At 53.6% G+C, this 14819-nt stretch carries 10 protein-coding genes and 1 CRISPR repeat array; of the genes, 6 read left to right on the top strand and 4 right to left on the bottom strand.

From position 1 onward, the window contains the following. The first annotated feature begins 257 nt into the window (after window positions 1–257). The 3 genes from EA20_RS0112180 (at window position 258) to EA20_RS0112170 (ending at window position 1946) form a co-directional block, all read left to right on the top strand. The gene (locus tag EA20_RS0112180) at window positions 258–803 is read left to right on the top strand and encodes a hypothetical protein (protein WP_152540231.1); all 546 of its coding nucleotides are present in this window, start codon (window positions 258–260) and stop codon (window positions 801–803) included. Between the two features lie 415 nt (window positions 804–1218). Next, window positions 1219–1530: a type II toxin-antitoxin system HigB family toxin gene (locus EA20_RS0112175; RefSeq protein WP_024967093.1), complete on the top strand. Its 312-nt coding sequence runs from the start codon at window positions 1219–1221 to the stop codon at window positions 1528–1530. Next, the gene (locus tag EA20_RS0112170; protein ID WP_024967092.1) at window positions 1527–1946 is read left to right on the top strand and encodes a type II toxin-antitoxin system HigA family antitoxin; all 420 of its coding nucleotides are present in this window, start codon (window positions 1527–1529) and stop codon (window positions 1944–1946) included. Before EA20_RS0112175 ends, EA20_RS0112170 begins: the two co-directional genes overlap by 4 nt. Window positions 1947–2017: 71 nt before the next feature. Beyond that, window positions 2018–2778: a CRISPR direct-repeat array (repeat unit 29 nt; unit sequence CGGTTTATCCCCGCTCACGCGGGGAACAC). Window positions 2779–3027: 249 nt separating this feature from the next. Here the strand turns inward: EA20_RS0112170 and lpdA are convergent. The 4 genes from lpdA to pdhR form a co-directional block, all read right to left on the bottom strand. Further along, on the bottom strand, window positions 3028–4452 hold the full coding sequence (lpdA, locus tag EA20_RS0112165; protein ID WP_024967091.1) for a dihydrolipoyl dehydrogenase: 1425 nt from the start codon (window positions 4450–4452) through the stop codon (window positions 3028–3030). Window positions 4453–4761: 309 nt separating this feature from the next. Beyond that, complete coding sequence (gene aceF, locus EA20_RS0112160) at window positions 4762–6651, bottom strand: pyruvate dehydrogenase complex dihydrolipoyllysine-residue acetyltransferase (RefSeq protein WP_024967090.1); 1890 nt, start codon at window positions 6649–6651, stop codon at window positions 4762–4764. A 13-nt stretch (window positions 6652–6664) separates the two neighbouring features. After that, complete coding sequence (gene aceE, locus EA20_RS0112155) at window positions 6665–9328, bottom strand: pyruvate dehydrogenase (acetyl-transferring), homodimeric type (protein ID WP_024967089.1); 2664 nt, start codon at window positions 9326–9328, stop codon at window positions 6665–6667. A 147-nt stretch (window positions 9329–9475) separates the two neighbouring features. Then, window positions 9476–10240 carry a pyruvate dehydrogenase complex transcriptional repressor PdhR gene (pdhR, locus tag EA20_RS0112150; protein ID WP_024967088.1) on the bottom strand — a complete coding sequence of 255 codons (765 nt, stop codon included), beginning with the start codon at window positions 10238–10240 and terminating at the stop codon, window positions 9476–9478. A 502-nt stretch (window positions 10241–10742) separates the two neighbouring features. On the opposite strand from pdhR, the gene aroP reads away from it, so the two are divergent. The 3 genes from aroP to EA20_RS0112130 all read left to right on the top strand — a co-directional run bounded on the left by aroP (window position 10743) and on the right by EA20_RS0112130 (window position 14778). Beyond that, on the top strand, window positions 10743–12098 hold the full coding sequence (gene aroP, locus EA20_RS0112140; protein ID WP_024967087.1) for an aromatic amino acid transporter AroP: 1356 nt from the start codon (window positions 10743–10745) through the stop codon (window positions 12096–12098). 317 nt (window positions 12099–12415) lie between these two features. Then, entirely contained in the window at window positions 12416–13825 is a 1410-nt protein-coding gene (locus EA20_RS0112135) for a glycoside-pentoside-hexuronide (GPH):cation symporter (RefSeq protein ID WP_024967086.1), read from the top strand. Further along, window positions 13825–14778 (top strand): family 43 glycosylhydrolase, encoded by a 954-nt coding sequence (locus EA20_RS0112130; RefSeq protein WP_024967085.1) that lies wholly within the window; start codon window positions 13825–13827, stop codon window positions 14776–14778. Before EA20_RS0112135 ends, EA20_RS0112130 begins: the two co-directional genes overlap by 1 nt. Window positions 14779–14819 lie beyond the last annotated feature (41 nt).

Genomic DNA, 14819 nt, shown 5'->3' with positions numbered 1-14819 from the left:
CCGTCTTGTAAATCCGTGTATGGGCACAAGGCTAATTGTGGTCAGAAATGATTTAAGAGTGGATAACTGGGCCAAAGTAAGATTCATGATATGCCCCTGGGTTATAAGGGCGGTCTCGTCAATCCCCGATATCTTAATAGATGACCGTGAGTAAGTGATTGACGTCCTGAGATCGCAAAAACGTGGCAGGTGCGAGCAAGATTTGTTGGTTCCAGTCACAGGAAGCGTAAGCAGTCTGGCAACCGGATGAAAAGAAGATGAAAAAAGTAAAGTGTTACGCAGGTGGGTTTTGCATTGCAGCCATACTTATCGGCACGACTGGGCGTGCCCAAGCTGCAACGTTCGAGGAAGCTCAGCGTCTCAATACGGCCTATCCGCCCGGTAGTGTTGTTGTCTGCCGCTCCGACCTGCCCGGAGATGGAAAGATGCTCCGGCGCACCCTTGTAACCACCCGGGGAACGGTAATCACCCGTCGGAATAATCTTACGGATTATGATGTGAAAGTCACATGGCTGACAGAGGGAGCAAACAGCAGCGGCATGACTCTGACGTTCCGGTCCACAGAACGCGCTGAACAGTCGGGCGTGTATCTACGCATCGATCCGGACACAATGGCGGTATCCCTGCCAGGTGCCAGCCATGAAGAAAAAAATAACCTTCTGGACGGATTCAGAACTCGCTTTGGTGGATCAGAACACTTCGCCTCTTATACTGAAACTGAAATCACAGATTTTCCGTCTTATATTTACCGGAAACCCGGTGAGCCCACGGCTTACTGCCATAAGGAACAGTCCGGACATTAATGATGGGAGGTAAACGAAGTACTTGCCAGCATAATCTGCGTAGTACTCCCTGTGCCGTTGCCGCTAACTATTGCTTATCCCACTGCGCTGACTTTCTGCAAAATTGCTGCGCTACCCGGTGATCTGCCAATTGATTACTAATAGCCAAAGGTCGCCCAGCTTCAATATTAACGAACCGGAGAGGAGGCGGTGCGGGACGCTAATTTCGCTCTAGCAGATGCGCAACCTGCTATCAAAGCACAGCACTGAGAACCCACAATCAAGGGTTCAAGAGAGGGATCCAGCTACCTACTGAGTCTGTAACCCTCGCCCGCTGCGGCGCGCTTCATCTCTGTCCCTGTTTCCTCATATTGCCAGTACGGGCAATGTACGCTAAAGTGTTTACATAATGTGAACAATCGAAGAGAATCGCTCAATGCACGTCATTTCCAGAGAACCATTTGAGCAAGCGGCACGGCTCTTCCCAAACGACGCTATCGCTATAAAGGCGTTGTATCGTCTGGCTCGTGAAACCGATTTCAAATCGCCTGATGAACTACGCACTGCAGTGCCAAGCCTGGACAATTTCAAGTACCGTAATAAATGGTGGGTTTTAGATGTTGGTGGCAATAATCTCAGGGTGATCGCTTACATCAATTTTGTGAACCGACGCTTCTACGTGAAGCACATCGTTACCCACGCTGAATACGATAAGCTGACTCGCTACTATCGGGAGAACAAAGAATGATCGCCGACACGACAAAAGCTATTGAAGCAACGAAGCAACTGGTGGATGCAGTCCCGTTCCTCGGAGGCAGTGTTTCTGAGAAGGACTACCGTGACGCACTGGCGCTGGTGGACTATCTGATTAATCATGATGACGAAAGCCCGCTGATTGACTTTCTGGCAGCCAAAATCGCTGACTACGAGGACCATAGCGAGCAGTTCGCCGGGTTCAATAAATCAGTGGATGAAGTGCCGGTGGGCGTCGCCCTGCTGCGTACACTGATTGATCAGCATAAGCTGTCCTACGCTGACCTGAAGGAGGAGATCGGTTCTAAATCCCTGGTGAGCCAGATCCTCTCCGGCCAGCGTTCGCTGACGATCTCACATATTAAGGCGCTTTCAGACCGGTTCGGCGTAAAGCCGCAATGGTTCCTTTAATTACCGCTACCAGCCCGCTTAACTGCGGGCTTTTTATTTTCCCTTCCGAAAGCGTGGATGCTCAATAAATGATGGCTTATCCCGCTGGCGCGGGGAACACTTCTGTGAAATCCCTGCCCATGTTCATTCTCCCGGTTTATCCCCGCTCACGCGGGGAACACGGGTTTATTTTGTTGCGGGTACTGACGTTCGCCGGTTTATCCCCGTTCACGCGAGGAACACATACTCCATCGGAGTCTGGTTTGTTTGGTCAGCGGTTTATCCCCGCTCACGCGGGGAACACGCGACGAACGTGACCTGCTGACTCAGCCCTGTCGGTTTATCCCGGCTCACGCGGGGAACACTTCCCGTATGCCTGCAGCCGACCCTCAGCACGCGGTTTATCCCCGCTCACGCGGGGAACACATCATCCGCAACGCACATATCATCGAAGTGTGCGGTTTATCCCCGCTCACGCGGGGAACACGGCGGCGAGTTGGCGTAGTCACTACAGAGCATCGGTTTATCCCCGCTCACGCGGGGAACACATCTTCGGCCCATTCCGGGATCGGGGCGGACTCGGTTTATCCCCGCTCACGCGGGGAACACTTCAGCTGTATTAAGCTCCTCATCAAGCCAGGCGGTTTATCCCCGCTCACGCGGGGAACACGCGTTTTACGTGCTGGTGCTGCTTTCCTGTAACGGTTTATCCCCGCTCACGCGGGGAACACAGGCCCAAGCCCGCCCCAGCCTACACAAAGGCCGGTTTATCCCCGCTCACGCGGGGAACACACCACAATGTGGAACTATTGCAATCGCTACAACGGTTTATCCCCGCTCACGCGGGGAACACTCTAAGATTATCTCTATGATTCCACTGATTTTTTCTTATACGGAAAATTCTACCGAAATTTTGCCGTCGTTTTAAACCATTTTGCACGACAATGTCATCATCAAGAAGGACGTTTAAACGGCGGATTGCAGTAAGTTGTTTCAGACAGGATAAAGGATGAAGTCATGCATACACAAAGAGGCAGGAGAGCATTATTATAAAGACAAAAAAATGGCCCCTTGCGGAGCCATTCTTAATACCTGAAGCGACTTACTTCTTCTTCGCTTTCGGGTTTGGCAGATCGGTGATGCTACCTTCGAAAATTTCCGCGGCCAGGCCAACGGATTCATGCAGCGTCGGGTGAGCATGGATGGTCAGCGCAATATCTTCCGCATCGCAGCCCATTTCGATAGCCAGACCGATTTCGCCCAGCAGCTCGCCGCCGTTGGTGCCGACAACCGCACCACCGATAACACGATGTGTCTCTTTGTCGAAGATCAGCTTGGTCATGCCGTCCGCGCAGTCGGAAGCGATTGCACGGCCAGAGGCCGCCCATGGGAAGGTCGCTGTTTCGTAGCTGATGCCCTTCTCTTTCGCTTCTTTCTCGGTCAGACCAACCCAGGCAACTTCTGGCTCGGTATAGGCGATCGATGGGATCACTTTCGGATCGAAATAGTGTTTCTTACCGGAAATGACTTCTGCTGCCACATGGCCTTCGTGCACGCCTTTGTGCGCCAGCATTGGCTGACCGACGATATCGCCGATAGCATAAATGTGCGGCACGTTGGTACGCATCTGCTTATCGACGCGGATAAAGCCGCGATCGTCCACTTCCACGCCCGCTTTACCGGCATCCAGGCCTTTACCGTTCGGCACGCGGCCAATGGCTACCAGCACGGCGTCATAACGCTGTGGTTCAGCCGGCGCCTTCTTGCCTTCCATCGTGACGTAGATACCATCTTCTTTGGCTTCTACCGCGGTCACTTTGGTTTCCAGCATCAGGTTGAACTGTTTCGCGATACGCTTGGTGAAGACTTTCACCACGTCTTTATCGGCAGCAGGGATAACCTGGTCGAACATCTCGACCACATCAATCTGTGAACCCAGCGCGTGATAAACGGTGCCCATTTCCAGACCAATGATACCGCCACCCATAACCAGCATACGCTCTGGCACTTCTTTCAGTTCCAGCGCAGCGGTGGAATCCCATACGCGAGGATCCTCATGCGGAATAAAAGGCAGCTGAATCGGACGGGAGCCGGCAGCAATAATCGCGTTATCGAAATTAATGGTGGTGCCGCCGTTTTCGCCGTCCACGAACATCGTGTTCGCGCCGGTGAATTTCGCTTCGCCGGTCACTACTTTGACTTTACGGCCTTTCGCCATCCCAGCCAGACCGCCGGTCAGCTGGTTGATAACTTTATCTTTCCAGGTACGGATTTTGTTGATATCGGTCTGCGGTTTGCCGAACACAACGCCATGCTCTTCCAGCGCTTTCGCTTCTTCAATCACTTTTGCAACGTGCAGCAGCGCTTTGGAAGGGATACAGCCCACGTTCAGACAAACCCCACCCAGGGTGCTGAAACGCTCAACGATGACGGTCTCCAGACCTAAATCTGCTGCGCGGAAAGCAGCAGAATAACCTGCTGGACCTGCCCCAAGTACCACGACCTGAGTTTTAATTTCTGTACTCATCATGACCTCTTAGTTAACTTTACCGGCGATTCTCGTGGCTTTTGTCGCTTAAGCGGGGGTGAGCTGCAAACTTTTACCTGAATCACTGACGCTGTCAGCTCATCGGGACGCGAGTGCTTAACTACCTGCTAAAACGTCAATCCCCTGAAGAACTTCCTCTCGCCTACCGGTACGTTTTCACCGCAAGAGTTTACAGAGTTGTTAACAAACTGCAAACTGCCTGATGCAAAACGTTTTCAACTACCTTGTCGACTTATGACATCGAAAGTCGGCTATGAGAAGGCCGGCGAAAGCCGGCCTGAGTTACTTTTACATCACCAGACGGCGAATATCCGCCATGATGGTGGCAATGTAAGCGGCGAAGCGGGCACCCGCCGCCCCGTCGATCACCCGGTGATCGAAGGAGAGCGACAACGGCAGCATCAGACGCGGCACAAACTCTTTGCCGTTCCAGACCGGTTCCATTGACGATTTGGAAACGCCAAGGATAGCCACTTCCGGCGCGTTGACGATCGGCGTGAACGCGGTTCCGCCGATGCCGCCAAGGCTGGAGATGGTGAAACAGCCGCCCTGCATATCCGACGCCGTCAGCTTGCCATCACGGGCTTTTTTGGAGATAACAGCAAGCTCGCGGGACAGCTCAACGATGCCCTTCTTGTTAACATCCTTAAAGACCGGAACCACCAGGCCATTCGGCGTATCGACCGCCACGCCGATGTTGATATATTTTTTCAGCGTCAGCTTCTGGCCATCTTCAGAGAGTGAACTGTTAAAGCGTGGGAATTCTTCCAGCGCTTTCGCCGCCGCTTTCATGATGAACACCAGCGGGGTGATCTTCAGATCCTGCTTCTTCTTCTCTGCTTCAGCGTTCTGCTGTTTGCGGAAGGCTTCAACGTCGGTGATGTCCGCTTTATCGTGCTGCGTGACGTGCGGGATCACAATCCAGTTGCGGCTCAGGTTGGCACCAGAAATTTTCTGGATGCGGCCCATTTCCACTTCTTCGATCTCACCGAACTTGCTGAAGTCCACTTTCGGCCACGGCAGCATGCCTGGCATTCCGCCGCCGGCAGCAGCAGGTGCCGCTTCGGCACGCTTCACGGCATCCTTCACGTAAGCCTGAACGTCTTCTTTCAGAATACGGCCTTTACGACCGGTTCCTTTGACCTTCGCCAGGTTTACGCCAAATTCACGAGCCAGACGGCGGATAACCGGGGTGGCGTGAACGTAGGCGTCATTCTCAGAGAACTCGCCTTTCGCTTCAGCTTTGGCTGGCGCAGGCGCCGCTTTGGTTTCCTGCTTAGCCGGTGCAGCTTCTTCTTTCTTCGCCGCCGGGGCTGCCGCCGGAGCCGCGCCCTCAACTTCAAACACCATGATTGGCGAACCGGTTTTCACTTTATCGCCCGTAGAGATAGTGATCTCTTTCACGGTACCGGCGAATGGCGCAGGGACTTCCATAGAGGCTTTATCGCCTTCCACGGTGATAAGCGACTGCTCGGCAGCCACTTTATCGCCCACTTTCACCATCACTTCGGTGACTTCAACTTCATCATCACCGATATCCGGCACGGCGACATCTTTCACGCCGCCGCCAGCAGCAGGTGCCGCTGCCGCTTCTTCTTTCACTTCTGGCTTGGCTTCAGCAGGCGCTGAACCGGAGCCGGCGGTTTCGAAGACCATGATCATGGAACCGGTGCTGACTTTATCACCGGTGCTGATTTTGATCTCTTTGACCGTACCCGCGAAGGGAGCCGGAACTTCCATGGAAGCTTTGTCGCCTTCAACGGTGATCAGCGACTGCTCGGCTTCAACGGTATCGCCCACTTTCACCAGAATTTCGGTGACTTCAACTTCATCATCACCAATGTCCGGGACGTTAACGTCTTTGCTTTCTGCGCTCTGGGCAGCCGCAGGCTTGGCGTCTTCTTTCTTCTCTTCGGCCTGGGCAGGCGCCGCTTCAGTAGCGCCTTCAGCATCATCAAAGATCATGATCAGCTTGCCGGTTTCCACTTTGTCACCGGTGGCGACTTTAATCTCTTTTACCACGCCCGCTTTTGGCGAAGGGACTTCCATAGAGGCCTTGTCACCCTCGACGGTAATCAGCGACTGCTCAACGTCAACCTTGTCGCCAACCTTGACCAGGATTTCGGTCACTTCCACTTCGTCTGCACCGATGTCCGGTACGTTAATTTCAATAGACATTACTCTTTACCTCTTATGCCAGACGCGGGTTGACTTTATCGGCATCGATATTGAATTTGGTGATGGCTTCCGCAACCACTTTCTTATCGATTTCACCGCGTTTGGCCAGTTCACCCAGCGCTGCTACAACCACGTAAGACGCGTCCACTTCGAAGTGGTGACGCAGATTTTCACGGCTGTCAGAACGACCGAAACCGTCGGTGCCCAGCACGCGGTAGTCGCTGGCTGGCATGAAGGTCCGGATCTGCTCTGCGAACAGTTTCATATAATCGGTTGAGGCGACAGCTGGCGCATCGTTCATGATCTGCGCGACGTAAGGCACACGAGGTTCGTCGGTCGGATGCAGCATGTTCCAGCGCTCACAGTCCTGACCATCGCGCGCCAGTTCGGTGAATGAAGTCACGCTATAAACATCTGAGCCCACGCCGTAGTCTTTCGCCAGGATCTGTGCCGCTTCGCGCACGTGACGCAGGATAGAACCTGAACCCAGCAGCTGAACCTTACCTTTGCTACCTTCTACCGTTTCCAGCTTGTAGATACCTTTACGGATACCTTCTTCCGCACCCTGCGGCATCGCAGGCATGTGGTAGTTTTCGTTCAGCGTGGTGATGTAGTAGTAGATATTTTCCTGCGCTTCGCCATACATACGCACCAGACCGTCATGCATGATGACTGCCACTTCGTAAGCATACGCCGGATCGTAAGAGATACAGTTAGGAATGGTCAGCGACTGAATGTGGCTGTGACCATCTTCATGCTGCAGACCTTCGCCATTCAGCGTGGTACGACCGGAGGTCCCACCAATCAGGAAGCCGCGCGCCTGCTGATCGCCCGCTGCCCAGCACAGATCGCCGATACGCTGGAAACCGAACATGGAGTAGTAGATATAGAACGGGATCATCGGCAGGTTGTTGGTGCTGTAAGACGTTGCCGCCGCCAGCCAGGATGCGCCTGCGCCCAGTTCGTTGATGCCTTCCTGAAGAATCTGACCTTTCTCATCTTCTTTATAGTAGGCGACCTGCTCACGGTCCTGCGGGGTGTACTGCTGGCCGTTCGGGCTGTAGATACCGATCTGGCGGAACAGACCTTCCATACCAAAGGTACGCGCTTCATCGGCGATGATAGGCACAAGGCGATCTTTGATCGACTTGTTCTTCAGCATCACATTGAGGGCACGCACGAAAGCGATCGTGGTGGAGATCTCTTTGTTCTGCTCGTCCAGCAGCTGACGGAAATCTTCCAGCGCAGGCATTTCCAGCTTCTCGGTGAAGTTCGGCTGGCGGGTCGGCAGGTAGCCGCCCAGCTTCTCACGCTGACCGTGCAGGTATTTGTATTCTTCAGATTCTTTGTCGAAGGTGATGTACGGCATCTTTTCGATGTCCGCATCCTCTACCGGCACGTTGAAGCGATCGCGGATGTAGCGTACGCCATCCATGTTCATCTTCTTAACCTGGTGCGCGATATTTTTCCCTTCGGCAGTATCACCCATACCATAACCTTTGATGGTGTGGGCCAGGATAACCACAGGTTTGCCTTTGGTATCCTGCGCTTTTTTCAGCGCTGCGTAGATTTTCTTCGGATCGTGACCGCCACGGTTCAGCGCCCAGATCTCATCGTCGGTCATATCTTTAACCAGCTCAGCGGTTTCCGGATATTTACCGAAGAAGTGCTCGCGCACATAGGCACCGTCGCGGGATTTAAAGGTCTGATAGTCACCGTCAACGGTTTCGTTCATCAGCTGGATCAGCTTGCCGCTAGTGTCTTTACGCAGCAGCTCGTCCCAGCGTCCGCCCCAGATCACTTTGATCACTTCCCAGCCTGCGCCACCAAAGATGCCGTCCAGCTCATTAATGATTTTGCCGTTACCTGTTACCGGGCCATCAAGGCGCTGCAGGTTACAGTTGATGATAAAGACCAGGTTATCCAGTTTTTCACGGGTCGCGATAGTGATCGCGCCTTTAGATTCCGGCTCATCCATCTCACCATCGCCCAGGAAGGCGTAAACGGTCTGCTGAGAGGTATCTTTCAGGCCACGGTGCTCAAGGTACTTCAGGAACTTCGCCTGGTAGATCGCGCCGATTGGGCCAAGGCCCATTGATACGGTCGGGAACTGCCAGAATTCCGGCATCAGTTTTGGATGCGGATAAGAAGAGAGGCCTTTGCCATCCACTTCCTGGCGGAAGTTGTTCATCTGCTCTTCGGTCAGACGGCCTTCAAGGAAAGCACGTGCGTAAACGCCAGGAGAGATGTGACCCTGGAAGTAGACCAGATCGCCGCCATCTTTTTCGCTGCGGGCGCGGAAGAAGTGGTTGAAGCAGACTTCATAAATGGTCGCCGAAGACTGGAAGGAGGACATATGACCACCCAGTTCCAGATCTTTTTTCGAGGCGCGCAGAACCGCCATAATGGCGTTCCAGCGGATTGCGGAACGGATGCGACGCTCCAGAGAGGTATTGCCCGGATAGTCCGGCTCATCTTCAACGGCAATCGAGTTGACGTAGTTACGGGAAGCAACGCCTGCTGCCACCTTTACGCCACCTTTACGTGCTTCGCTCATAACCTGGTCAATCAGGAACTGCGCGCGCTCAACACCTTCTTCACGGATGACCGATTCGATCGCCTGTAGCCAGTCGCGAGTTTCGATCGGATCCACGTCATTGTGTAAACGTTCTGACATGGGGGGTATTCCTTATCTGTGTCTAATACGTTGAATTGTCTGGAGCCTGTCTCACTGTACTCTGCTGACAAAGCACAAGGAGACAGGCCCATCGTTTATCCCTAACGCCTGAGGCGTCAGGGCGAGTTGCCGCGTTATGGTTACGCGTTAGTCCCTACGTTGCTGTAAACGTCGTAAGGAGCGTTCTCGACGACTCTGCTCCCGACTTCTGTCCAGCAATATTTCCTCGATAAACGCCAGGTGACGGTGTGAGGCTTCGCGCGCCTGTTCGGGTTCGCGTGCCACAATCGCCTCGAAAATACTGGCGCGGTGACCGCTCACTTTCGCCAGCATTTCGCGGCGCGAGTAGAGCAATTCAAAATTCTGTCGGACGTTTTGTTCCAGCATGGGTCCCATGCAGCGTAGCAGATGAAGCAGCACTACATTATGGGCGGCCTCTGTGACGGCAATCTGATACTGCATCACCGCATCGGCTTCGGCATCCAGATCGCCGCTGTTCTGGGCGGCCTGAATCTGCAAATGGCAGTGGCGGATGCGTTCGATATCTTCATCGGTGCCGCGCAGCGCAGCGTAGTAAGCCGCAATGCCTTCCAGCGCATGTCGCGTTTCCAGCAGATCAAACTGAGATTCGGGGTGACCGGCCAGTAGCTCGACCAGCGGATCGCTCAGGCTCTGCCACAGGCTGGTCTGGACGAAGGTACCGCCGCCCTGACGGCGCAGCAGCAGGCCCTTAGCTTCCAGACGCTGGATCGCTTCGCGCAAAGAGGGGCGGGAGACATCAAACTGTTTTGCAAGCTCGCGTTCAGGGAGGAGTTTCTCACCCGGACGCAACGTCCCTTCCATGATCAGGGATTCGAGCTGCTGCTCGATAGCGTCGGATAGCTTTGGTTGGCGGATTTTGCTGTAAGCCATCATCCCTTCTTCTGCGTCTGCCGGAGTAAATTGGTAATACCAATTGCAAAAAGGTGCCCGTAAAGTAACAAAGTATTCACCTGATGTCTATAAGGTGGCAAACCGAAAGGCCAGTGACTTCATACTCAGCTCACAGTTTTAACAGAACGCCAGCGATGCAATACACTACCCGGAAAATGTTAAATTTTTTAACTTTTCCGAAATTCTGCAAGCGCTTAGCGGGAAATAACCCCCATGACCATAAGGGAACGATCTTCGCTTTTCTGATGCATTTGTGCTTTCTGAATCGGTCGCGTAACTGCTGTAAATTTCATCATTCCGCCTGCTGGCAAGCGAAAGCGAGTGCATTAAAAGGCGCTTAACACTATTCTTGTCGCGAAGGTAGTCTCTGCCTCATTTTCGTGCTTCTGGCGCTGTAAAGCTTTTAATACGTTATCAGTAAAAACAGACTTACAAAGACAGTGGGCCGGGTTAAGAACAATAATGACACCACGAGGTTTATATGGAACAACAGCAGGGCGAAACGCTGAAGCGCGGTCTGAAAAACCGCCATATCCAGCTTATCGCGTTGGGCGGTGCCGTGGGCACAGGCCTGTTTCTGGGGATCGCTGATACGATCAGAATGGCCGGGCCTTCCGTCCTACTGGGCTACGCCATCGGCGGTTTTATCGCCTTTATGATTATGCGCCAGCTTGGCGAGATGGTCGTTGAAGAACCGGTCGCAGGCTCCTTCAGCCACTTTGCCTATAAATACTGGGGCAACTTTGCCGGCTTTGCTTCCGGCTGGAACTACTGGATTTTATACGTTCTGGTGGCCATGGCTGAGCTGACCGCCGTCGGAAAATATATCCAGTACTGGTGGCCTGATATCCCAACATGGATTTCCGCAGCGGCCTTTTTTGTGCTGATCAACGCCATTAACCTCACCAACGTGAAAGTTTACGGCGAAATGGAGTTCTGGTTCGCGATCATCAAAGTAGTGGCCGTTGTTGGCATGATCATCTTTGGTATGTGGCTGCTGTTCGGCGGGCATGCCGGACCAGAGGCGACCGTCACCAATCTCTGGGCAAAAGGCGGCTTCTTCCCGAATGGCATCTCCGGCATGGTGATGGCGATGGCGGTAATTATGTTCTCCTTCGGCGGACTTGAGCTGGTCGGCATTACGGCAGCGGAAGCGGACGATCCCCAGAGAAGCATTCCTAAAGCCACCAATCAGGTGCTTTATCGTATCCTGATTTTTTATATCGGTTCCCTCACCGTGCTGCTGTCGCTCTATCCCTGGACCAAAGTGATTGGTGGCGCCAGCCCGTTTGTCATGATTTTTCACGACCTTGGTGACACTCTGGTCGCCAATGCGCTGAACGTGGTGATCCTGACGGCGGCTCTCTCCGTTTATAACAGCTGCGTTTACTGTAACAGCCGGATGTTGTTTGGCCTGGCCCAGCAGGGTAACGGCCCTAAAGCGCTGTTGAAAGTGGATAGTCGCGGCGTGCCGGTAGTGGCTATCGCCGTATCGGCAGCGGCTACCGCAATTTGTGTGCTAATCAACTATCTGATGCCGGGCGAAGCATTCGGCCTGCTGATGGCGCTGGTGGTATCGGCGCTGGTGATTAACTGGGCGATGATTAGCCTTGCGCACCTGAAGTTTCGTCGCAAAAAAGACCAGCAGGGCGTTGAAACCCGCTTTAAGGCGCTCTTCTATCCGCTGGGTAACTGGATCTGTCTGCTGTTTATGGCCGCGATTCTGGTGATTATGGCCATGACGCCTGGCATGGCTATCTCCGTCTGGCTGATTCCGGTCTGGATCGCTATTCTGGCTGTCGGCTATGCATTTAAATCCCGTCTGCAAAAAGCGTGATGGAGGAAGGGGGCTGGCGCCCCCTTCTTACCTTCTGAAATTCTTACTCCCGCTTTCCGTCTAAAACTCCAGACTTCTCTGCTTCGCTATTTAATCTTTGTCCCGCTGCGTCCGATTATCACTGCTTTCGCTTTTGGTATCGCCTTGCGTCTATTAACAATTTATTTACGCGCCACTCCTTATGATACTAAATGTTAACCTTCTCACAGTTTCGTGCCGGCAGCTGTTTTGTCCATCTCTGTGACGCATTCAACTAGCGCAAATCATGCTTAAGGCATTAATACTGTTGCCTTCAATAGAGGGTGGGAGAATTATCCATGAAAGGCACGGCGCTTTCGGTTAAAGAGAAAATTGGCTACGGCATGGGCGATGCCGGCTGCAACATGATTGGCGGGGCCATCATGCTGTTCCTGAGTTATTTCTACACTGACGTTTTCGGCCTGTCGCCCGCCCTGGTCGGCATACTGATGCTTTCAGTACGGGTGCTGGACGCTGTCACCGATCCGATTATGGGTGCCATTGCTGACCGGACGCAGAGCCGCTGGGGACGCTTTCGTCCATGGTTACTCTGGGTTTCCCTGCCTTATGTCCTGTTCAGCGTACTGATGTTCACCACACCGGACTGGACGTATGAAAATAAGGTTATTTACGCCTTTGTGACCTATTTCCTGATGTCACTGACCTATACTGCGATCAATATCCCTTACTGCTCGCTGGGCGGCGTCATCACTAACGATCCGGGAGAACGAGTCTCCTGCCAGTCCTACCGTTTTGTGATGGTCGGCGTGGCAACGCTGATCCTGTCGCTCTCGCTGCTTCCCCTGGCCGACTGGTTTGGTGGAGAAAACAAAGCGCGCGGCTACCAGATGGCGATGAGCGTACTGGCGTTTATCGGCCTCTGCATGTTTTTATTCTGTTTTGCCACCGTACGGGAACGTATCAAGCCCGCCGTGCCGACCAACGACGCGATGAAAGCCGATCTGAAAGACGTATGGAAAAACGATCAGTGGGTACGTATTCTGCTTCTGACATTTTGCAACGTCTGCCCGGGCTTTATCCGCATGGCAGCCACCATGTATTACGTTACCTGGGTTATGGGACAGTCCACCCAGTTCGCCACGTTGTTTATCAGCCTGGGCGTTATCGGCATGATGATCGGCAGTACGCTGGCTAAGGTGATGACGGACCGCTGGTGCAAACTTAAGGTGTTTTTCTGGACAAACATCGCGCTGGCTATCTTCTCCTGCGGCTTCTACTTCCTCAATCCGCAGGCTACCGTGCTGGTCGTGGTCATGTACTTCTTCCTCAATATTCTGCATCAGATCCCTTCCCCGCTGCACTGGTCGCTGATGGCCGATGTTGATGATTATGGCGAATGGAAAACCGGCAAACGCATCACCGGCATCAGCTTCTCAGGCAACCTGTTTTTCCTGAAAGTCGGCCTTGCCGTGGCCGGAGCGATGGTTGGCTTTCTGCTCTCATTTTATGGTTATCAGGCGGGCGCTGCCGCACAATCCCCTGACGCACTGCACGGCATTATTCTGCTGTTTACCGTGATCCCTGGCGTGGGATATCTGATTACCGCAGGTGTGGTCAGGCTGATGAAGGTCGACCGTCATATGATGCAGCGCATCCAGTCCGATCTGGAACAGCGCCGCCGCAATTACCAGGAACTGAACGATTATCGTGGGAGTAAAGCCACCGCCAATCCCGAAGGAGCAGCATGATGAGCAAAGAGACATGGCCCAACCCGTTAATAGAACAGCGCGCCGATCCGTTCATTTTACGTGAGGGGAATGCCTACTACTTCATCGCATCCGTACCTGAATACGACCGCCTTGAAATCCGCCGCGCCAGCACGCTTGCCGGTCTGGCGACAGCCGAACCGGTGGTGGTCTGGCGCAAGCCGGAGACAGGCCCGATGAGCGAGCTGATTTGGGCACCGGAACTGCACCGTATCAGCGGTACCTGGGTGATTTACTTCGCCGCAGCACCAACGCGAGAGATCAAGGATGGCCTGTTTCAGCACCGGATGTTCGTGCTTTCCTGCTCAGCGGAGGATCCGCTTGCAGGTGAGTGGCAGGAATGTGGCCAGATGCAGGTTCCGATCGACAGTTTTGCGCTGGATGCCACCCATTTTGTCCATCAGGGGAAAAACTGGTACCTGTGGGCGCAAAAAGATCCGGCAATTCCGGGCAATTCCAATCTTTATCTGGCGGAGCTGGAGACACCCTGGTCAATCAAAGGCACACCGGTAATGCTCAGCCGTCCCGAATATAGGTGGGAGTGTGTGGGCTTCAGCGTGAATGAAGGGCCAGCGGTTATCCGGCACGGCGGACGGCTGTTTGTCAGTTATTCAGCCAGCGCCACCGATGAAAATTACTGTATGGGACTGCTCTGGATCGATGCCGACGCCGATCCGCTGGCGGTCGAAAACTGGCAAAAGTCACCTGAACCCGTCTTCACCACCAGTTGGGAAAACCGCCAGTTCGGCCCCGGTCACAACAGTTTCACGGTGACGGAATCAGGGGAGGATGTGCTGGTCTACCACGCAAGAAACTATACGGAAATTGAAGGCGATCCCCTTTACGATCCCAACCGGCATACGCGGATCAAAACCTTCAGCTGGGATGATAACGGCATGCCGCAGTTTGGTATTCCACCGGCAGATACTGTCTGAAGTCAGCGCGTTGAACGTTAACGTAAAGCGCGGTTGATGGC

Source organism: Pantoea sp. IMH, assembly GCF_000599885.1.
Taxonomy (GTDB): Bacteria; Pseudomonadota; Gammaproteobacteria; order Enterobacterales; family Enterobacteriaceae; genus Erwinia.
Note: the sequence above shows the minus strand (reverse complement) of the source record. Positions and strands in the feature narration are given on the sequence as shown.

What these genes read in the sequence shown, in the direction of transcription:
- EA20_RS0112135 (WP_024967086.1), top strand. Translation starts at nt 12,416, where the DNA reads ATGAAAGGCACGGCGCTTTCGGTTAAAGAGAAAATTGGCTACGGCATG.
- aceE (WP_024967089.1), bottom strand. Translation starts at nt 9,328, where the DNA reads ATGTCAGAACGTTTACACAATGACGTGGATCCGATCGAAACTCGCGAC.
- EA20_RS0112175 (WP_024967093.1), top strand. Translation starts at nt 1,219, where the DNA reads ATGCACGTCATTTCCAGAGAACCATTTGAGCAAGCGGCACGGCTCTTC.
- EA20_RS0112130 (WP_024967085.1), top strand. Translation starts at nt 13,825, where the DNA reads ATGAGCAAAGAGACATGGCCCAACCCGTTAATAGAACAGCGCGCCGAT.
- EA20_RS0112180 (WP_152540231.1), top strand. Translation starts at nt 258, where the DNA reads ATGAAAAAAGTAAAGTGTTACGCAGGTGGGTTTTGCATTGCAGCCATA.
- EA20_RS0112170 (WP_024967092.1), top strand. Translation starts at nt 1,527, where the DNA reads ATGATCGCCGACACGACAAAAGCTATTGAAGCAACGAAGCAACTGGTG.
- aroP (WP_024967087.1), top strand. Translation starts at nt 10,743, where the DNA reads ATGGAACAACAGCAGGGCGAAACGCTGAAGCGCGGTCTGAAAAACCGC.
- lpdA (WP_024967091.1), bottom strand. Translation starts at nt 4,452, where the DNA reads ATGAGTACAGAAATTAAAACTCAGGTCGTGGTACTTGGGGCAGGTCCA.
- pdhR (WP_024967088.1), bottom strand. Translation starts at nt 10,240, where the DNA reads ATGGCTTACAGCAAAATCCGCCAACCAAAGCTATCCGACGCTATCGAG.
- aceF (WP_024967090.1), bottom strand. Translation starts at nt 6,651, where the DNA reads ATGTCTATTGAAATTAACGTACCGGACATCGGTGCAGACGAAGTGGAA.